14 protein-coding genes are annotated in these 21,110 nt (G+C 41.6%); 8 read left to right on the top strand and 6 right to left on the bottom strand.

The genetic code is table 11. The features are described from left to right. Nucleotides 1–53 precede the first annotated feature (53 nt). Together DXA54_RS13585 and DXA54_RS13580 are read right to left on the bottom strand one after the other, a co-directional pair. Nucleotides 54–494 carry a hypothetical protein gene (locus DXA54_RS13585; RefSeq protein WP_008646906.1) on the bottom strand — a complete coding sequence of 147 codons (441 nt, stop codon included), beginning with the start codon at nt 492–494 and terminating at the stop codon, nt 54–56. Between the two features lie 32 nt (nt 495–526). Further along, entirely contained in the window at nt 527–967 is a 441-nt protein-coding gene (locus DXA54_RS13580; RefSeq protein ID WP_120079740.1) for a hypothetical protein, read from the bottom strand. Nucleotides 968–1,203: 236 nt separating this feature from the next. On the opposite strand from DXA54_RS13580, the gene DXA54_RS13575 reads away from it, so the two are divergent. Then, complete coding sequence (locus DXA54_RS13575; protein ID WP_120079738.1) at nt 1,204–5,196, top strand: hybrid sensor histidine kinase/response regulator transcription factor; 3,993 nt, start codon at nt 1,204–1,206, stop codon at nt 5,194–5,196. Here DXA54_RS13575 and DXA54_RS13570 read toward each other — a convergent pair. Both DXA54_RS13570 and DXA54_RS13565 read right to left on the bottom strand, forming a co-directional pair. Continuing rightward, nucleotides 5,193–6,089, bottom strand: a complete 897-nt coding sequence (locus tag DXA54_RS13570) for a DMT family transporter (protein ID WP_008646911.1) — start codon at nt 6,087–6,089, stop codon at nt 5,193–5,195. The two genes, DXA54_RS13575 and DXA54_RS13570, sit on opposite strands and share 4 nt — an antisense overlap. A 14-nt stretch (nt 6,090–6,103) precedes the next feature. After that, nucleotides 6,104–7,006, bottom strand: coding sequence for a PD-(D/E)XK nuclease family transposase (locus tag DXA54_RS13565; protein WP_008646915.1), 903 nt, complete (start codon nt 7,004–7,006; stop codon nt 6,104–6,106). 211 nt (nt 7,007–7,217) lie between these two features. On the opposite strand from DXA54_RS13565, the gene DXA54_RS13560 reads away from it, so the two are divergent. Continuing rightward, complete coding sequence (locus DXA54_RS13560; RefSeq protein WP_008646916.1) at nt 7,218–8,969, top strand: AAA family ATPase; 1,752 nt, start codon at nt 7,218–7,220, stop codon at nt 8,967–8,969. A gap of 58 nt (nt 8,970–9,027) precedes the next feature. Further along, nucleotides 9,028–9,945 (top strand): HEPN domain-containing protein, encoded by a 918-nt coding sequence (locus DXA54_RS13555; RefSeq protein ID WP_008646918.1) that lies wholly within the window; start codon nt 9,028–9,030, stop codon nt 9,943–9,945. Nucleotides 9,946–10,059: 114 nt separating this feature from the next. Here DXA54_RS13555 and DXA54_RS13550 read toward each other — a convergent pair whose 3' ends face one another. After that, the gene (locus DXA54_RS13550) at nt 10,060–12,630 is read right to left on the bottom strand and encodes a family 78 glycoside hydrolase catalytic domain (protein ID WP_120079736.1); all 2,571 of its coding nucleotides are present in this window, start codon (nt 12,628–12,630) and stop codon (nt 10,060–10,062) included. A gap of 735 nt (nt 12,631–13,365) precedes the next feature. Here DXA54_RS13550 and leuS point away from each other — a divergent pair. The 4 genes from leuS (at nt 13,366) to DXA54_RS13525 (ending at nt 18,740) form a co-directional block, all read left to right on the top strand. Next, nucleotides 13,366–16,200 (top strand): leucine--tRNA ligase, encoded by a 2,835-nt coding sequence (leuS, locus tag DXA54_RS13540; RefSeq protein WP_120079734.1) that lies wholly within the window; start codon nt 13,366–13,368, stop codon nt 16,198–16,200. 116 nt (nt 16,201–16,316) lie between these two features. Beyond that, a complete protein-coding gene (locus DXA54_RS13535) occupies nt 16,317–17,234 on the top strand; it encodes a YitT family protein (protein ID WP_004302802.1) in 918 nt (305 codons plus the stop codon). A 50-nt stretch (nt 17,235–17,284) separates the two neighbouring features. Continuing rightward, on the top strand, nt 17,285–17,866 hold the full coding sequence (locus DXA54_RS13530; protein ID WP_008646924.1) for a non-canonical purine NTP diphosphatase: 582 nt from the start codon (nt 17,285–17,287) through the stop codon (nt 17,864–17,866). A 31-nt stretch (nt 17,867–17,897) separates the two neighbouring features. After that, entirely contained in the window at nt 17,898–18,740 is an 843-nt protein-coding gene (locus DXA54_RS13525; protein WP_008646925.1) for a flagellar motor protein MotB, read from the top strand. A gap of 142 nt (nt 18,741–18,882) precedes the next feature. Here the strand turns inward: DXA54_RS13525 and nadA are convergent, their stop codons facing one another. After that, nucleotides 18,883–19,821, bottom strand: a complete 939-nt coding sequence (gene nadA, locus DXA54_RS13520) for a quinolinate synthase NadA (RefSeq protein ID WP_008646926.1) — start codon at nt 19,819–19,821, stop codon at nt 18,883–18,885. Between the two features lie 500 nt (nt 19,822–20,321). Between nadA and DXA54_RS13510 the strand changes: the two genes are divergently transcribed. Beyond that, nucleotides 20,322–20,849 carry an RNA methyltransferase gene (locus tag DXA54_RS13510; RefSeq protein ID WP_008646928.1) on the top strand — a complete coding sequence of 176 codons (528 nt, stop codon included), beginning with the start codon at nt 20,322–20,324 and terminating at the stop codon, nt 20,847–20,849. Nucleotides 20,850–21,110: the final 261 nt, after the last annotated feature.

Genomic DNA, 21,110 nt, shown 5'->3' with positions numbered 1-21,110 from the left:
ATATCAAATTAAATGTTAACCTTTAAAATTTGCCATTTCTTTTCACACCGCAACTATTTTTTCTCCTTGAGATTCAAGGATTTCAGTTTGACTACTCCCGCTTTTGTTGCACTGATACCCAAACCGTCAACAGAATTTTTATATGCCGGTTCCAGTTCAAGAACAGCTTTCTTTTTTCCTGCAGGAACCTTAACCTTGGATTTAATTTTCTGATCTTTATCATCTTTAGCGGAATAAGTTGCCATAAACATGACATCCATAGGCAAAGCCTCCTCAAACTCAATCACAACACAATCATATGCCGAGCAATCCAGGCGGGACAGCCACCATCCGCCTCCCTGCCAATTTTTAGTAAAAGTAATGGTTGCTGTTTCCGCATCAAACTGTGCTTCCCCCCAAGATTTAAACTTTTTGGTTTCCACATTGTAATCTTTCGCCCACACTGATGATACAGTTAAAAGCAAAAGTACGGCAATTAATAAATTTTTCTTCATAATACATCGTTTTATTAAGATTAATAAAAAAGTTATCGTTTCATTTCTTCCAAAACCAGAGATTTCACACAAACCGTACCCGGTTTCGAACCACTGATACCCAGACCGTCTATGGATTTCTTATAAGTAATATCCAGCATAATCGCCGCCTCTTTTTTTCCGGCAGGAATTGTAACCTTAGATTTGAGTTTCTCATTTCTTTCATCCTTCGCCGAATAGATGACTATAAAAACAATATCCATGGGCAAAACCTCCCGAAACTCAATCCGTACAGATTCATATTCCGAACAATCCTGCGCCAACCACCAGCCACCACCCTGCCACTTCTGTGTCCATGTTATTTTCATGCCTTCCATGTCAAATTGTGTATTTCCCCAGGGCTGAAAGTCTTTTGTCAATACATTAAAGTCCTTTCCGCATACGGAAGATGCTATCATAAAAGAAGTTGCAGCTATTAATAATTTTCGTTTCATATCCTGTTATTTAATTCCGGTTTCCTATTTTGATACCTGTATCTATAGTTTATTTCGATAGCAAATATAGAGAGAGGATAACCCTCCCTCTTTCTCCAAATGAGTTTCAGGCTGTCCTTTTTGTATCTTGATACATTTGCGCTACTATCCTGATACATTTCGGAATATCAGAAGCGACCGGAAAGGGATTTCCGATTCTTAATTTTCATATCTTTGCAAAAAACGAATCAATCCATATGAAAAAACATCTCTTATCTGCATTGTTTTGTCTATTTGTCCTGACGTTGCAAGCCAGCGAAAGACTTAATTTCCGTACCTTTGATGTAAAATCCGGTATAGCTGACAACTATGTGCAATCTATCCTGTGCGACAGATACGGTTTTATGTGGTTCTCCACTCTCAACGGGTTAAGCAGATATGACGGCTATCAATTCAAGACATATACCACTACACAACTGGGAGCCTACAACAACGACATTGAATTTACAGCGGAAGACGCTTCGGGCACAATCTGGATAAAAACTCCCAAATCTTATTATTTCTATAATCGCGAAAAGGATGAAATTGATGACCACATAACTCCTATACTGGAACAATTTGGAATATATGGAACTCCGGACAACTTATATATAGATAAAGACCTGAATTTATGGTGCACAGTCAATTCCACCCTCTATTATTATGTATTCAGGCAAAAAGAACTTTATACTTTATCTCTTCCTCAAAATTGCCAGGTGCTGCAAATCGACTGTTACCAGTCAAACGCTTATGTACTATTGTCAGACAGCTATATTTATCACGTCGACTGGAGAGCGCAAAACCTTTGCAAGGAAGTACAGATTGTCCTGCCTCTCGGATGGAAACAACGAATGTACATAGACACCTTTTCCAGGCTTTGGCTTTATGTCCCCCATACCAAAGGAGTATGTTGTTATGACCCTAATGCCAAAGAATGGTTTTCCTTTCCCGGAGAAAAAGAGATAACCAACGAACTTATCACGGCCGTCATAGACGACGGAAAAGGGAATATATGGATTGGTACGGACAACAAGGGCATTTACATAAGTTATCATCAGGACGGAAAAGGATATGAGAGACTTAGCAAGGAAGTGGACAATCCATTTTCATTGCCCAACAATCATATCTGTTGTTTTTATAAAGACCATTCGGACATAATGTGGGTAGGTACAAGCAAATTGGGAGCTACCTTCACGAGTCTGCACAACGTCACATTTGAAACCTGCCGGTTGCCCCAGCAAGAAGATGTAAGTTGCCTTGTGGAAGACAAAGACGGAAATCTATGGCTGGGATTTGACGGGGAAGGACTGGCTTACTATGACAAGAAAAACAACAACTATACTTTTATATCGAAAAAACAGGATGCTATCCCTTCCGATATAATTGTATGTTCATATAAAGATTCAAAAGGACGGCTTTGGTTCGGCAGCTACGGCAACGGAGCGTTCTATGAGCAAAATGGAAAATTCAGCAAAGTGGCAACTACATACGAACAAAAATATTCTATCGATTATGTCCGATGCATCACAGAAGACAAATATGGGAACATTTGGTTGGGAACCATCATGAACGGGATCTACTGTCTGGATAATGCCGGAAATATAACGCCTTATACTATGGAAAAAACCGGAATGCTCACCAACAGTATCACCACATTCTCGTGTGCGGACGGAATCAATCTCTATATAGGAACCAGTAGCGGACTGTATTGCATGAACACTGAAACCAAAGAAATATCGCTCCTGGAAAACAACAATTCAGCTTCAAATTTATTTGAAGAAGTACACATCAACTGTATTTATCAGGATACAAGGGGGCTTTTATGGATTGGCACCCGGAAAGGTATGGATGTATATAACAAAAATACAAAAGAGCGAATTCATTTGTCTACCAAAAACGGATTGTCTCATGATTATATACGGGCAATCACTGAAGATAAAGAAAAAAACATATGGGTGACTACCGACCACGGCGTGACAAACATCATAGCGACCAACTCACCGGAACCTTCGTCCAAATTTCTCTGTTATCCTTATTTTGAGGAAGACGGAATAGGGAATATGGCTTTTAACAATCATTCCATTACCTGTACTCAACAAGGTGAAATCCTGATAGGGGGCTCTGGGGGCTATCTGCGTATCAATCCACGTTTCATAAACTATCGCCATGAAAGCCATCCGGTTATATATACCAGTCTTTACCTTGCCAACCAGCGCATGGAAGTAGGCAGTAAAAACAGTAATGGACGTATATTACTCCACAAAAATATCCAATTGCTGAATGAAATAACCATGGACTATTCCGACAGTAACTTTGCATTAGAGGTTTCTTCCATGGACTACAACTCCTTGCATAAATTACAATATGCTTATCGTTTGAACAAAGACGAAGAGTGGGTTAAACTGGAAGGAAACCGGATTTACTTTAATAAGCTTTCTCCCGGAACCTATCAATTGGAAGTAAAAGTATACGAAAATAATAACAGCTATAAGAACAGTAAAGCCAGTTGCCTTACGATACATGTCTTACCTCCTTTTTGGTTGTCCGTCCCGGCATATATAGGCTATACCCTACTTCTAGCAGGTGTTATCATTTTCTTCTTCCTGAAAATGAAACGTAAGCACATCCGCAACCTTAGCCAGCAAAAGCGTGAAATGGAGATAATCCAGCAACATGAGATGGATGAAGCCAAAATGCGCTTTTTCACGAATGTCAGTCATGATTTACGCACTCCTTTATCGTTGATAATCATTCCTTTAGAAAAATTGTTGTCTTCTAATCTGGAGAAAGGAGTAAAAGAAGAGCTGGAACTGATACACCGAAATTCGGAAACTCTTTTAAATGAAGTAAACCAATTGCTCGATTTCCGGAAATTAGACCAACAGAAAACGCAGTTAATGCTTTCCCACGGTAATCTTTCGGACTTCGTAAAAGAAGTATGCGGTTCCTTTATCCCACAAGCCGTCAAAAAAGGCATAAACATCCGTCTACACATAAACGAAACGAAAATGGATATGGATTTTGACCGTAACAAGATACAACGTATCCTTCTTAACCTTTTATCCAATGCAGTAAAATACAATTACGAAAATGGAGAAGTCACCGTTACGTTGGCCAAGATAACAGCCAACGGAATAGAGAATGTACAAATACAAGTTGCAGATACCGGAATCGGCATCAAAGACGAAAACAAAGATAAAATATTCGACCGTTTCTTTCAAGAAAAACATTCTACCACTACCTATGTAGGAAACGGTATCGGTCTGCATATTGTGAAAGAGTATGTCGCTATGCATCACGGGACAATCACAGTGGAAAATCATATTCCTCAAGGAACAATATTTACCATCACTCTCCCTGTCACTCACAATTATGCAGTCAATGATGAAAAACAAAATGACACTGAAATTCGGAAAGAAGCGGTTGATGAGGTGTCCGACACAACAGATGCTCATAAAACTTCCCTATTAATAGTTGAAGATAATGACGATTTCCGTAACTTTCTCATCAACTGCCTTAAAGACACTTATCAAGTATTTGACGCGCCTAATGGAAAAGAAGCATTGGAAATACTTGCCCACCAATCCATACAGATTGTCATCAGCGATGTTATGATGCCGGAAATGGACGGAATGGAACTATGTCGTAAAATAAAGACAGATATCCGTTATTCTCATATTCCTGTAATTCTACTAACAGCACGCACAGCCGATGAACATGAATTAAGCGGATTAAAAGAAGGAGCAGACGATTACATTACTAAGCCATTCAATCTGGAAATACTTCTTCTGCGTATTCAAAAGATACTAAAATGGACGAAAAACAACCACGAGAAGTTCAAAACCATTGACATATCTCCGAGTGAAATAACCGTAAGTTCCCTGGACGAACAACTTATAGAAAAAGCGATCCGTGCAGTTGAAGAGAATATGGATAATTCCGAATTTTCTGTTGAAGAACTAAGTTCTTATGTAGGGATGAGCCGCGGACATCTTTATAAGAAACTAATAATGATTACCGGCAAATCTCCTCTCGAGTTTATACGAATACTACGTGTCAAACGCGGAAAACAACTGTTGGAGCAAAGTCAGCTGAATGTTTCCCAAATAGCTTATCAAATAGGACTTTCTCCCAAGCAGTTTGCAAAATATTTCAAGGAAGAGTTCGGATATGTGCCTTCCGAATACATAAAAAATAACAATACAAACTAAATACAAGTTTTACTCTTCCACTTTTTCTCTGCCTGATAGACTCCAAAAATAATGCAACCTGCTCCCAATAATGTAATCCATGTGATTTGTTCGTGAAGAATGATTACGGATGCCACCATTGTTACCAACGGATTGAGATAGATATAATTGGAGGCTCTAACGGTTCCCAACTGTTTCAATACCACATTCCAGAGGACATAACAAACCAAGGATGCCAGGACGGCCAGAAATAAGAGATTGGATAATACAACCGGTTTTAAAAGTACATCGAAATCAGGTTGCAGCGGATGAAGAAGAAAGGCGGGAAGTATGGTTAATACTCCATAAAAGAATATTTTGCGGGTGATAAATACTGTGGGGTAACGCCCTGTCATTTTCTTTATCACCAAACTATAAAATGCCCACGACAGGGCGGCAAGTAAAGTGAGCAAATCCCCTACCGGAGATAATTTGAGTACAAAACTACCGTTAAAGACCACCAGTCCCACCCCGATTAAAGCTAATATGGAGCCATAAATCAAACCTTTGGTGGCTTTTTCACTCTTATAAAAGAGAAGGGAAAGAATAGTAGTAAGCAGGGGAGCTGTGCAAATGATGAAAGCGACATTGGATGCTTGTGTGATCCCCAAAGCTGTATTCTCTGTAAAGAAATAGAGTGAACCACCAAAGAAACCTCCTGCCATCAACCAAAGTTCGTCTTTCCAATTACCCGCAAACAGACGTTTGGGAGAAATCACCCAAATGCCCAGATAAGCAATGAGAAAACGATAAAAGAATATCTCCTGTGGGGTCAGTCCGTGATTAATCAGTACTTTGGTTGATATAAAGGTCAGTCCCCAGATGGCAACGGTCAGTATGGCTATCAGATGATAGTATCCCTGCGTCAGTTTCATATTATAACATGCCTTTATAACTTGGCAATCTCGTCAAGACTTAATCCGGTGATATCAGCAATCATCGTGCTGTCCAATCCTTTGTTCTTCATTTTCCGGGCATTAGAGAGACGCTCTTGCTCAATACCTTCCAATTTCCCTTCTATTTTTCCTTCTAATCTCCCTTCTAATCTTCCTTCCAACTTTGCTGAATCAATTACATCATTCTGAATCATTACCGCAGAGAGGTGTTCATCGTATGCCATGCGTTCTTGTGGGGTCATAGAGTAATATTTCAGTTTCTCTCTTGCCTCTTCTAATCCGGGAGCAGTGGTATCCGGGCGTATCACACCACTCTTCAGATATCGCATCCATTCTTCCATTGGAGTAACAGCTACCTTATCAAACTCATTTACACGGATAAGTACATATTCGGGAAAGATTTCGGCGGGCATGCGGGTAACAATCGCATTCTTTTCCTTGACATTCACTTGCAGCTTATCACCGGTATGCACACCGATAAAATTATTTTGGCCGTAATATAAATAGTCGCTGCCTATGCCGATATCAAAATAAAGAATACTAATGGAATATATCTTCTTTACATGATAGTAAGTTTCTCCGAGCGAGATATGCTCTGTAATGGCTTTAGCTACCCCATAAAGAATGCGTTCGAGATAGTAAAGCTCACGTGTATTTTGTATTTCAATAATAATAATTTCATCTTTACTGTTGCGAGCTTTGATATCTACACGATTGAATTTATCATCGATACTCTGTTGGTTACTTTCGCTTTCCAGTATTTCCAGAATGGTCACCTTCTCACCAAGAAAGACTGTAAGGAAACCTTCGAGAACTCCAAAATTCGCCTTTTGACGCAACAGCCGCTTAATGGCCCAGTCAAACCGTATATATCTATCTTCTAAATGATTATCCATGATTATTCTCCTTTCAAATTAGAACATAGCAAAGGTATTGTTTTTACTTTGAATTACAATAAGAACGAGAGACATTTTCTTAGTAAGTATCTGGCTAAGTACATGGAAAACAAAGATGAAGAGAAGTTATGGAACGTTTGTTTGGAGAAATAACAAAAAGCCCGTACCTTTGTTTATGTTCAAAGAAAACTCCTAAAATAAGGTATAAATTATGGAAGAATATATAGCTCCGGACAGGAAACGTATCCCATACGGCATGATGAACTTTGCAGTAATCCGCCGTGACGACTGTTATTATGTGGACAAAACCCGGTTTATACCTATGATAGAAGAGGCGGACAAGTTTTTCTTCTTTATTCGCCCGCGCCGTTTCGGCAAAAGTCTCACAGTAAATATGTTGCAGCACTATTATGATATACTTGCCAAGGATAAGTTCGAAGCGCTGTTTGGCGACCTTTACATCGGAAAGCACCCTACACGCGACCGGAACAGCTATCTGGTACTATACCTCAACTTCTCCGGAATAGTAGGCGAACTACACAACTACCGCAAGGGATTGGACGCGCATTGCCAAACAATGTTCGACTATTTCTGTGACATTTACGCCGACTTTCTCCCCAAAGGCATCAAGGAAGAACTCGACAAAAAAGAAGGAGCAGTGGAGCAACTGGACTTTCTCTATCAGGCATGTGCACGTGTCGGACAGAGAATTTATCTTTTTATCGACGAATACGACCACTTCACCAATGCCATCCTCTCGGATATAGAAAGCCTGCACCGCTATACGGACGAAACACATAGCGAAAGTTATCTGCGCGCTTTTTTCAATAAAATCAAAGCCGGAACTTATTCCAGCATTGAGCGTTGTTTCATTACCGGCGTAAGTCCCGTGACAATGGACGACCTCACAAGTGGTTTCAACATCGGAACCAACTACTCGCTCACGCCGGAATTCAACGAGATGATAGGTTTTACGGAAGAAGAAGTGCGCCAAATGCTCACTTACTATTCCACCACCAGTCCATTCAACCACAGTGTGGACGAACTGATAGAAATCATGAAACCCTGGTATGACAACTACTGCTTTGCAGAAGAATGTTACGGTGAAACTACTATGTACAACTCTAACATGGTACTCTACTTCGTCAAGAATTATATTCAACGAGGCAAAGCCCCCCGGGATATGGTAGAAGACAATATCCGTATCGACTACGAAAAATTACGTATGCTCATCCGGAAGGACAAAGAGTTTGCCCATGATGCCTCCATCATCCAGACATTGGTGAGCGAAGGCTACGTGACCGGAGAACTGAAAAAAGGTTTTCCTGCCGTCAATATCACCAACCCCGACAACTTTGTGAGCCTGCTCTACTATTTCGGTATGCTCACCATTAGTGGCACGTATGAAGGAAGGACCAAACTCACCATCCCCAACCAGGTAGTCCGCGAACAAATATACACCTATCTGCTGAGTACCTACAACGAAGCCGAACTCAATTTCAGTAGTTACGAGAAAAACGAACTTGCCAGTGCTCTTGCCTACGATGGCGATTGGAAAGCCTATTTCGGTTATATTGCTGACTGCCTGAAACACTACACTTCCCAGCGCGACAAGCAGAAAGGTGAATTTTTTGTCCACGGCTTTACGCTTGCCATGACGGCACAAAACCGTTTCTACCGTCCTATTTCCGAACAGGACACACAGGCAGGTTATGTCGACATTTTCCTCTGTCCGCTACTGGATATCTATTCAGACATGAAGCACAGCTATATTGTAGAACTGAAGTATGCCAAGTATAAAGACCCTGAAAGCCGCGTGGAAGAACTACGGCTGGAAGCTATTGACCAAGCCAATCGCTATGCTGACACTGATACGGTGAAGAGAGCAGTCGCCACTACACAGCTTCATAAGATTGTGGTGGTATACAAAGGAATGGATATGCCGATATGCGAAGAGGTTTAATACAAAAAAGGCACTCGCATTACAAGCGCATTATGCAAAAAACAGATAGGCTAACAATATGAAAAGATCAATAAAACGTTTGCCCAAACGCACGCAAGAAGAGTTGGCGGTGTTGCAAGAGCTGATATTGTCGAATCTTACGAATGTGCGTATGATTATCTTGTATGGAAGTTATGCGCGGGGAAAATATGTCATCTGGGATGAAACATACGACGAACGTGGAGTAACTACTTACTACCAAAGTGATTTGGATATTCTGGTGATATGTGATACGAGAGACGCAAATAAAGCAGAGAGGCATGCGCGCGAGGTGATCGTTCCTAAATATGATACAAGAATGGAAGGAAAGCGGCATCCGGCACCGCCTAATATTATTGTAGAAACTCCAGTGACCATTAATCGAGCTATAAGAAGGAAGCATTATTTCTTTTATGAAATTATAAAAGACGGAATTCTACTGTATGACAATGGTACGTTTCAGATTGGTAAACCTGAGAAGTTGCCGTATCGGGAGATTAAGCAATATGCAGAGGAAGAATATGAAGAATGTTTCTACATGGGAGAATGTTTTCTAGATTCGGGGCATACTGCTTACGAAAAAGGTAATTTTAAATATGGCTCTTTCTTATTACATCAAGCCTGCGAACGTTACTACAAAACGTTTACTCTTGTGTATAGCGGTATTCGCCCTAAATCTCATGAATTGAAAGTACTGGGAGCGATGGTCAGAAGCTGTTCACGAGGATTTGCTAATGTGTTTCCTACCAATACTCCCGAAGAAAATAAAGCGTTTGATAAATTATGCAGGGCATATATCGAAGCGCGATACAACCGGCTGTTCACCGTTAACAAAGAGGAATACGAGTATATGCTGGCACGAACAGAGGTGCTGCGCGAAGTGACTATCCGGGAATGTGCTGCACGCATGACGTATTACGACGAGATGATAGAAAAAGAAGAGAAAGACAAGATATAACCATATATTGTAAAAATGAAGAATTACCCTCATCACAGCTATCTGTAATGAGGGTAATCACGTTAAAAGAGAGTTCCGATACATCTCCTTACTATCAAATTCTTATATGAAGAACTATTTGGTCACCTTGTAAGTTCCACTTCTATACTCCTTTGACTTCATCTCTCCGGGAAGGGTTACGGTAGCGGTAACACCCTTAGGAATGGTGAATTCCCAAATCCAGGTATCTCCTTCGTATTTCCAGGCGCTCTTGATGAGTCCGGCGGCGGAACGGTATTCGGCAGTTACGTGTCCCAATCGCTTGTCTGGAATGGGCTTCATAATGATGTGCTTGAAGCCGGGAGTAGTAGGATCGGCTGCAATGCCGGCAACAGTTTCCCAAATCCATTCACATACGCATCCGTAGGCATAATGATTGAAGCTGTTCATACCGCGTGGTCCCATTCCTTTGTCTATCATATAGCTGTTCCACCGTTCCCAAATGGTGGTGGCTCCATTGTCCACAGAGTATAGCCAGCTTGGGTTCTTACGTTGGAAGAGGAGTTCATAGGCAATGTCTTCCATGCCATTCTCCGTGAGGGTGGCCATGAGGATGGATGTGCCCAAGAATCCGGTCTGCAAGCAAAGATCGTGCTGTGCGAAGTTTTCACGCAGGCGGTCTATCATCTTCGCTTTGGGTTCGCCTTCCAAAAGCTGGTTCTTTAGGGCAAACAAGGCAGGAGTTTGCATAGTGTTGAGGATGGCGGTTTTGAAGGTGCCGTCCTCATTGAGGAAGTTCTCTTTGATGTATACCTTTGCTGAATCAGCCATTTGTTGGTACTTGGAGGCATTGCGACCGGTGACGGCAGCCATGTCTCGCATCATGAAAGCATCTATCACCCAATAGGAAGCGCTCAAATAGTTCCAGTAACTAATAGCATCAGGAAGCGGACCTTGGGGAGAGAAAGCCAGTCCGTTACAACTTTCCAGCGGTTCGTAGCTCAACCAGTCAGCCCATTGGTAGTTGCCGTTCTCGCCGCAGAGGGTCTCGTGGTTATACTTGGTGTCGTTGATGTGGTTCATAAACAGGTCCATGGCGTTCCAGTTCTCCTCAATAATTTGCGTGTCACCAAATTGCTTCCATACCGTCCAGGGCACGATGATTCCGGCATCGGCCCAACCCAAACGCATTTTCTCATCACCGTATTGTGCTAAGGGAGCCACTCCGGGGAATCCACCCAAACTGTTTTGGGTGTCGCGCATATCACGCATCCACTTGTGGAAGAACTTCATGGTGTTAGCAAAGAACGTACCGGTTTCGGCAAACACTTGTGTGTCTGCTGTCCAGCCCAAACGCTCATCGCGCTGCGGACAGTCGGTAGGTATTGAGAGGTAGTTGGATAGCTGCCCCCAATAGGTGTTGGAAATGAGCTTGTTCACAAGGTCGTTACCTGTGGTGATAGTGCCGGTTTCCATTTTCTTTGTGATGGAAGTAACGGGGATGGACTTCAACGACTTGATAGAGACATTTCCGGTGGCAGTTATGGAGACGTAGCGGTAGCCGAAGAAGGTGCAATGAGGGTAGTAGGTCACATAATTATCTCCGGCAGCAAAGGTGTAATCCAGACGAATACCGGTGTGGGGGATGCGCAGGTTTTCGCGATGGCAACTTCCTTCCGGACCGTCCATGCCACGAATCTTAGCACCGTTGCCGTCATTGAGCAACTCTGCGGGAAGGCAGGTCAACACTGTTCCCTCGGCAGCTTTGAATACGAAAGAGGGTACACCGGCACAGTTTTGCCCGAAGTCCACCACTAACGTCTCTCCCGGACTTACGGTCATCTCCTTGCCCGATGCGAACTCACGGGCGATAATCACCTTACCGAACTCGTTCTCTTTCGCTCCTTCTATATTCTTCCAAATATATGCTCTGATAGGAGCAAGAGCAAGATCTGTACGCAGATAGACTTCCGCTCCGTCCGAAGGCAGAATGTCGCCAGAAAATTCGGTGTTCTCTTCGGGTATGGAGAGTTTGTCCACACATTCGAAGCCCATCGGTTCGCGTGCATCGTACTCTTCTCCGTCAAAGATACCGGCATGTTTCACCGGACCGGCAATTCCGGCTTTCCAGTTTTCGAGATCGGTACCGTAGCGCTTCTTGCTTCCGTCAGAAAAAGTCAGTTCCAGTACACCGCGAAAGGCACATTTCTTGCCTATCATGCCGTCATGTCCTCCGGGGGTTATGATTTTATCAGCCCACCATCCCGGCGTCACCTGTACGGAAAGCATGTTCTCGGCGTTTGGCTTGGTATGGATAACGTCTGTAATATCATAGGTGAAAGAACGTTTGGTCTTGGCATAGTGTGTGAAGCCCGGTTTCAGGAATTCCCCGCCTACGGGTTTCCCATTCACATACAACTCGTAAACTCCCAGTCCAGCGGTCATCCACTTGGCAGAGACAATTTTCTGTTCGTTTTTCACGGTGGACACGAACCAACTCGCGCCATCGGCTGCGCGACCGTTGTTATGTCCTTTCACTACAGGGGCGTCTACTGCGGAAATCCATTGAGAGTCGTTCCAGGCTGATGCTTCCAATGCGTCAGTACGTTTTCCGACTTCGGTTGCGTTTATCAGTCCGCTATTCAAAAAAAGCGCGAGAATCATTATCTGGATAAGATTCGCAAAACAATGGAGATTCATTTTCATACTTATATGTATTTTTTAGTATTAAAAGATTAACTTAGAAATGCTGTTTTAGTTTTACGGGACTTGCACAACAAAATTACAGAATTATATGATATGACAGACGATTTCTACATTTTTTTTGACTCAATGATGGTTTCTGTTCAATCCGGAACTAGCTCATAAGTCCGATCCGATTGAACAGACGACAGGAGCTTTGTACATTGAATGATCGATTATCAAGCAAAACAATGATATATTGTAAAATAATATAATCAATACAATCATTCAGCCTATTGTACCTATTATTTACCAAATAAGAAAAGAAGATGCCAGTTATTCATTGCAATCATTCTTTCTTCTTTACACAAAAACCTCGAAATCGAATAAACTCTATTCAAGTTTTTAATAAATAACGAAGAGGTTTATTATAAACGGTATCCAAGTTTATTATAAACTCTTTTTTGACACTTTCAATACCTGAAATAGAATTATTACAACAAAAATGGGCAAGAACCTTCACAGTTTCTTGCCCATTCGTTATCCTCGTTATGCAATTTTGCACATTAACCTATTGAATTTTATGTAATAAAATTTATATATTTCATTGTTATTTCTTTATTTTATTGACCTCAAATATACAAAATAAAAACAAGAAAGTCAATAGGGAAATCGTGGTTATCTGAAAATAAACACGTAAATTTGTGCCTCGAATTAGATATTACAGTATAAATCACTATAAATAAAAACTTTATCACTATGGAGTACAATTTCAGAGAAATTGAAAAGAAGTGGCAGAAAAGGTGGGTAGAAGAGAAAACCTACCAAGTTACGGAAGATGATTCGAAGCAAAAATTTTATGTACTAAACATGTTTCCTTATCCATCAGGAGCCGGCCTACACGTAGGTCATCCGCTGGGATACATTGCTTCGGATATTTACGCCCGTTACAAACGACTGCAGGGCTTCAATGTACTCAACCCGATGGGATATGACGCTTACGGTCTGCCGGCAGAACAGTATGCCATCCAAACCGGACAGCATCCTGCCATCACTACCGTCAACAATATCAACCGCTACCGCGAGCAGTTGGACAAAATAGGTTTCTCTTTCGACTGGAACCGTGAAATCCGTACTTGCGACCCGGAATATTATCACTGGACGCAATGGGCCTTCCAAAAAATGTTCAACAGCTATTATTGTAACGATGAACAGCAAGCCCGTCCTATCGAAGAACTGGAAAAAGCCTTCGCCATCTACGGAAACGAAGGACTCAATGCCGCTTGCAGCGAAGATGTCAGTTTCACTGCCGAAGAGTGGAACGCCAAAAGCGAAAAAGAAAAGCAGGAAATCCTGATGAACTATCGTATCGCTTATCTGGGCGAAACAATGGTAAACTGGTGTGCCGAATTAGGAACTGTACTGGCTAACGACGAGGTAGTAGACGGAGTCAGCGAACGTGGCGGTTATCCTGTTATCCAGAAGAAAATGCGCCAATGGTGTTTGCGTGTATCCGCTTATGCACAACGCCTGCTTGATGGATTGGACACGATCGAATGGACAGATTCTCTGAAAGAAACCCAAAGAAACTGGATCGGACGTTCGGAAGGTGCTGAAGTGCAATTCAAAGTAAAAGACAATGATCTCGAATTCACAATTTTCACCACTCGTGCAGATACCATGTTCGGTGTTACCTTTATGGTATTGGCTCCGGAAAGTGAATTGGTGGCACAGTTAACGACTCCTGAACAAAAAGCAGAAGTAGACGCCTACCTCGACCGTACCAAAAAACGTACGGAACGCGAACGCATCGCCGACCGTAGTGTTACCGGTGTATTCAGTGGTTCGTATGCTATCAATCCGTTCACAGGTGAAGCAGTGCCCGTATGGATCAGCGATTATGTACTGGCCGGATACGGAACAGGAGCTATTATGGCCGTACCTGCTCATGATAGCCGCGACTATGCATTTGCCAAACATTTCGGATTGGAAATCCGTCCGTTGGTAGAAGGTTGTGATGTAAGCGAAGAAAGTTTCGATGCAAAAGAAGGTATTGTTTGCAATTCTCCGCGTCCGGATGTCACTCCTTACTGTGATCTTTCATTGAACGGACTGACCATCAAAGAAGCGATAGAAACAACCAAGAAATATGTAAAAGAGCACAATCTGGGCCGTGTGAAAGTGAACTACCGTCTGCGTGACGCTATTTTCTCTCGCCAACGTTACTGGGGTGAGCCGTTCCCTGTTTACTACAAAGACGGAATGCCTTACATGATTGACGAAGCCAGCCTGCCGCTTGAACTTCCGGAAGTAGCTAAATTCCTGCCTACCGAAACAGGCGAACCTCCATTGGGACATGCAACTAAATGGGCTTGGGATACAGTAAACAAATGTGTCGTAGAAAACGAGAAGATTGACCATGTAACTGTCTTCCCGCTGGAGCTGAACACCATGCCGGGATTCGCCGGTTCTTCGGCTTACTATCTCCGCTACATGGACCCGCATAATAATAAGGCATTAGTTGATCCGAAAATTAACCAGTACTGGAAAAATGTAGACCTATATGTAGGTGGTACCGAACATGCAACAGGGCACTTGATTTATTCTCGTTTCTGGAATAAATTCTTGTACGACATAGGTGTGTCTGTAATGGAAGAGCCATTCCAAAAGTTGGTAAATCAAGGAATGATTCAAGGTCGCAGTAACTTTGTATATCGTATCAAAGACACCAATACTTTCGTTTCACTGAACCTGAAAGATCAATACGAAGTTACCCCTATTCACGTAGACGTAAATATCGTATCTAATGATATTTTGGATTTGGAAGCATTCAAAGCATGGCGTCCTGAATATAAAACAGCCGAATTTATCCTCGAAGACGGAAAATACGTTTGCGGATGGGCAGTTGAAAAGATGAGTAAATCAATGTTCAATGTTGTCAATCCGGACATGATTGTTGAGAAATACGGTGCAGATACACTTCGTATGTACGAAATGTTCCTCGGCCCGGTAGAACAGTCCAAACCGTGGGATACAAACGGAATCGACGGTGTACACCGTTTTATCCGCAAATTCTGGTCGCTGTTCTACAGCCGTACGGACGAATATCTGGTGACAGACGAACCTGCAACAAAAGAAGAATTGAAGAGCCTTCATAAATTAATTAAGAAAGTGACAGGTGATATTGAACAGTTCTCTTACAATACATCTATCAGCGCATTCATGATTTGCGTAAACGAACTCTTCAACCTGAAATGCAGCAAGAAAGAGATTCTGGAACAGCTCGTTATCACGCTCGCTCCTTTCGCTCCGCATGTCTGCGAAGAGTTGTGGGACGTATTGGGACACGAGACTTCCGTATGCGACGCCCAATGGCCTGCATACAATGAAGAATATCTGAAAGAAAATACTGTCAACTATACCATCTCTTTCAACGGAAAGGCACGTTTCAATATGGAATTTGCCGCAGATGAAGCTTCGGACGCTATTCAGGCGGCGGTATTGGCCGACGAACGTTCGCAGAAGTGGATTGACGGCAAGACTCCAAAGAAAATCATTGTCGTTCCGAAGAAGATTGTAAACGTTGTAATTTAAAGTATTAAGTAATAAGTATTAAGTATTATCCGTAGCCGCTATCCCAATATATCCGCCAGGTTAATACTTAATACTTTATACCTAATACTTTATAAAATCCTATTACTTAAAATCCTATGCATAAACTATCAAAAGCAGAAGTAATGAGAGAAGTGAAAGATTATATCTACATCACTCTCGGATTGATAAGCTATTCTTTGGGATGGGCTGCATTCCTGTTACCTTATCAGATAACTACCGGAGGAACTACCGGTATCGGAGCTATTATCTATTATGCAACGGGATTTCCAATCCAATGGTCATACTTCATTATTAATGCAGTTCTGATGACCTTTGCCATCCGGGTATTAGGTCCAAGATTTAGTATAAAAACCACTTATGCTATTTTTACACTGACTTTTCTGCTTTGGTTATTCCAGTTGGTGGTGAACAATTATGTAGAAGCGCCGGATATGACGCCGGACGGTAAACCGTTGTTACTCGGTACAGGGCAGGATTTCATGGCCTGCATTATCGGTGCAGCCATGTGCGGTGTAGGTCTGGGTATCACTTTCAACTACAATGGAAGTACGGGTGGAACAGATATTATCGCCGCTATCGTCAATAAATACAAAGATGTATCACTCGGACGAATGATTATGATTTGTGATGTATTCATTATCAGTTCCTGTTACTTTATATTTCATGACTGGCGCCGGGTTATTTTCGGTTTTGTCACTCTGTTTATCATTGGCGTTGTGCTCGACTGGATTATCAACAGTGCCCGTCAATCGGTTCAATTCTTCATCTTCTCCAAGAAATATGATGAAATAGCCGACCGGATTATTAAAGATGCCGACCGGGGAGTAACAGTACTCGACGGTACGGGATGGTACAGTAAAAACAATGTGAAAGTATTGGTAGTACTTGCCAAGAAACGTCAGTCACTCGACATTTTCCGTTTGGTAAAACGCATTGATCCAAATGCTTTTATCTCTCAAAGTTCTGTTATCGGCGTGTATGGCGAAGGATTCGATAAACTAAAAGTGAAATAATAACTGGTTGACAAGTATTGAACAACCTTGTTAAAACAAAAAATAAGATGATGAAACGCAAACTTGTATTTGCTACCAATAACGCTCATAAACTGGAAGAAGTAGCCGCTATCTTAGGAGATCAAGTGGAATTACTAAGTCTCAATGATATCAGTTGCCAAACAGATATTCCCGAAACAGCTGAAACACTGGAAGGAAATGCGCTATTAAAATCTTCCTATATCTATAAAAACTATCATCTGGACTGTTTTGCCGATGATACAGGATTGGAAGTGGAAGCCTTGAACGGAGCTCCCGGAGTCTATTCCGCCCGCTATGCAGGAGGTGAAGGACACGACGCCCAAGCTAATATGATCAAACTTCTTCACGAACTGGACGGAAAGGAAAACCGTAAAGCACAATTCCGCACCGCTATTTCGTTGATACTGGACGGAAAGGAGTATCTCTTTGAAGGAGTGATAAAAGGCGAAATAATCAAAGAAAAACGTGGTGATTCCGGATTTGGCTACGATCCTGTATTCATGCCTGAAGGTTACGACCGGACTTTTGCCGAATTGGGAAATGATATCAAAAACCAAATCAGCCATCGTGCACTGGCTGTACAGAAGCTTTGTGAGTTTCTGCAAAGCTGATTATACATACCCACTTAAAATATAAAACACAATGAAGAAAATTACTTTATTTACTTTACTTACGCTCCTATTGTGTACTTCGTGTGTAACAAAAAAGAAGTTCATGCTTGCAGAGATGGCAGCCACCGCAAGCAAAGACAGTCTGCAAGGGTTGTTGAATAACTCCCGCGAAGTTGGTAACCAGCTATCGGCACAAGTCAAAAACCTCTTGCGTGATACGACCAAGATGGGGAACAGTATCCGCCAGTATCAGAGTATGTTGAATGTCAACATGACTGAACAGGAAAAACTGAATGCGCTGTTGAGCCAGAAGAAAAATGAGCTGAACGAAAGAGAACGCACGATCAATGAATTGCAAGACATGATTAAGGCGCAAAATGATAAGGTACAAAATCTCTTGAGCAATGTAAAAGATGCATTACTTGGTTTTAGTACTGACGAGCTGACCGTTCGCGAGAAAGACGGAAAAGTATATGTAGCGATGTCCGACAAATTATTATTCCAGTCAGGAAGTGCCCGCCTGGATAAGCGCGGTGAGGAAGCTCTCGGCAAACTGGCCGAAGTACTGAACAAACAGACGGACATCGACGTATTTATCGAAGGACATACGGATAACAAACCGATCAACACTGTACAATTCAAGGATAACTGGGATTTAAGTGTGATCCGCGCGACTTCCGTAGTTCGTATTCTCATCAAGAATTATAATGTAAATCCTTTGCAGATTCAGCCTAGCGGCCGCGGTGAATATATGCCTGTTGATGACAACAAAACAGCAGAAGGAAGAAGCAAGAATCGCCGTACAGAGATTATCATGGCTCCGAAACTGGATAAGTTGTTCCAGATGCTTCAAAGTTCGGAAGAATCCAGATAAAAAATAATTGATTCAATAATCAACAATAAAAATCCTCTCGGTTAATAAACTGGGAGGATTTTTTATCTTTAAAGAATTGAATTATTTTAAAACAGTTTCTAATTGTTATTCATTCAAGAACAATAATAGAAACCAAATTTCTTTACAATCCCAACTTAGCCGAAATCTCCAACATTCGTTGAATCGGCTTCACTGCTTTCTTCGCCACCTCCGGATCTACCGTAATTTCCGGTGCTTCATTCTTCAGACACTCATAGAGCTTCTCTAACGTATTCAACCGCATGAAGCTACACTCGTTACATCCGCACGTACTATCGTTCGGAGGAGCAGGAATAAACGTCGTCTGCGGACACTTCTTCTGCATCTCATGCAAAATCCCCGATTCGGTAGCCACAATATACGTGTTTTCCGGATGATTCACTGCATACTTCAACAAAGCAGCTGTAGATCCTACCACATCCGCCAGTTTCAAAACCGTACTCTTACATTCGGGATGTGCCAGCACCAATGCTTCGGGATACTGCGTCTTCAATTCCATAATCTTTTCAACAGAGAATTGTTCATGCACATGACAAGCTCCGTCCCAAAGAAGCATATTCCTATTCGTAACTGAGTTGATATAATTACCCAGATTCCTATCCGGACCAAAGATTATTTTCTCATCTTTAGGGAAGCTTTCCACGATCTGCTTCGCATTAGTGGAAGTCACCACCACATCCGTTACTGCTTTCACCGCAGCTGTCGTATTGACGTAAGAAATAACGGTGTATCCCGGGTGTTCTTTAACAAACTGTGCAAACTGATCCGCCTGACAACTGTCCGCCAACGAACAACCTGCCGCCATGTCGGGCACCAACACTTTCTTGTCCGGACAAAGCACCTTTGCCGTTTCCCCCATAAAGTGAACGCCACACATCACAATAATGTCCGCTTCCGTTTTGGCTGCCCATTGAGCTAATGCCAAACTGTCGCCAACATAATCAGCGATGTCTTGTATTTCCCCTTTCTGGTAGTAGTGTCCCAGAATGATTGCATTCTTTTCTTTCTTTAGCTCGTTAATAGCCTTTATGAGTTCATTCATAATAATATTCTTATTTCTTTCCTTTTAAAAAAATCCTTTGTTAGTGATGATAGCCTGTTAATAATGTTAGCAAATAAATACGATTTTTCTTGCCGGATAAGTTATTAGTCCATACTTCTGCTTTATGAGTCGGTTATGAACTGATGTAAAGGGCAAAATATCCTATTCTACTTGCTTCATTATCAATGAAAGCATCGTTAAATGCCGTCAAATGGAAGTTTGCTATTAACCTCCTGTTGATAATGTGCAAAGTTAAAAACTTTATGGATATAAACAGGCAGATAAGTGCTGAAAAATATGTTTATGTCTGTGTAGAAAGTTTTGGGTTAGTTTTTTGGAATGTTCATAATGAATGCCTCTTATATCTTCTTTTGAATAATGCAAGAATTATTTTTCAAAATCTTTGCCGATAGTTTTGACAGGTTTTAAACCGTTATCAACACCTTGTTAACTGAAAAGAATTACCTTTGTGGACAAGAACATAATAAAAGAAAAGACGTATGCGTAAACTGAAAATAACAGAGCTGAACCGTATCAGTGCCGAAGAGTTTAAACAGGTTGAAAAACTGCCCTTGGTAGTAGTGCTGGATGATATTCGTAGTTTGCACAATATAGGTTCTGTGTTCCGTACTTCGGATGCTTTCCGTATTGAATGTATCTATCTGTGTGGTATAACAGCTACCCCACCGCACCCTGAAATGCATAAGACTGCGTTAGGTGCAGAGTTTACTGTCGACTGGAAGTATGTTAATAACGCTGTTGATGCTGTTGATAACCTCAAAAACGAAGGGTATATCGTTTATTCTGTAGAACAGGCGGAAGGAAGCATCATGTTTGATGAACTTCAGCTGGATAAAACCAAGAAGTACGCTATCGTGATGGGAAACGAAGTGAAAGGGGTACAGCAGGAGGTTATTAACCATTCGGATGGCTGTATAGAGATTCCTCAATATGGTACCAAACATTCGTTGAATGTTTCCGTAACTACCGGTATTGTGATTTGGGATTTGTTCAAAAAGTTACACTAATAGTCATAATACAGGATTGGTTAATAAGTTGTTTATAACGAGTTAATAGCTTAGTTAATTCATTTATAATCAATAACTATGTTCTGTTTATAACTATATGGAGCCATGTTGATTCTATGGGTGTTGGGTAGTTATTATTATAGTTGTTGATAGTTCGTTTTCAGGCTGTTAATACTTGAGTTTTCAGGTATTAACAGCCTATATGATACGTATTAAGTAAGCATTCGAAGAAATGCACCTTTTACACTTTGAGGTTTGGTT

The organism is Bacteroides sp. OF03-11BH (assembly GCF_003604005.1).
GTDB lineage: Bacteria > Bacteroidota > Bacteroidia > Bacteroidales > Bacteroidaceae > Bacteroides > Bacteroides ovatus.
This window is presented reverse-complemented; position numbering and strand designations above follow the sequence as displayed.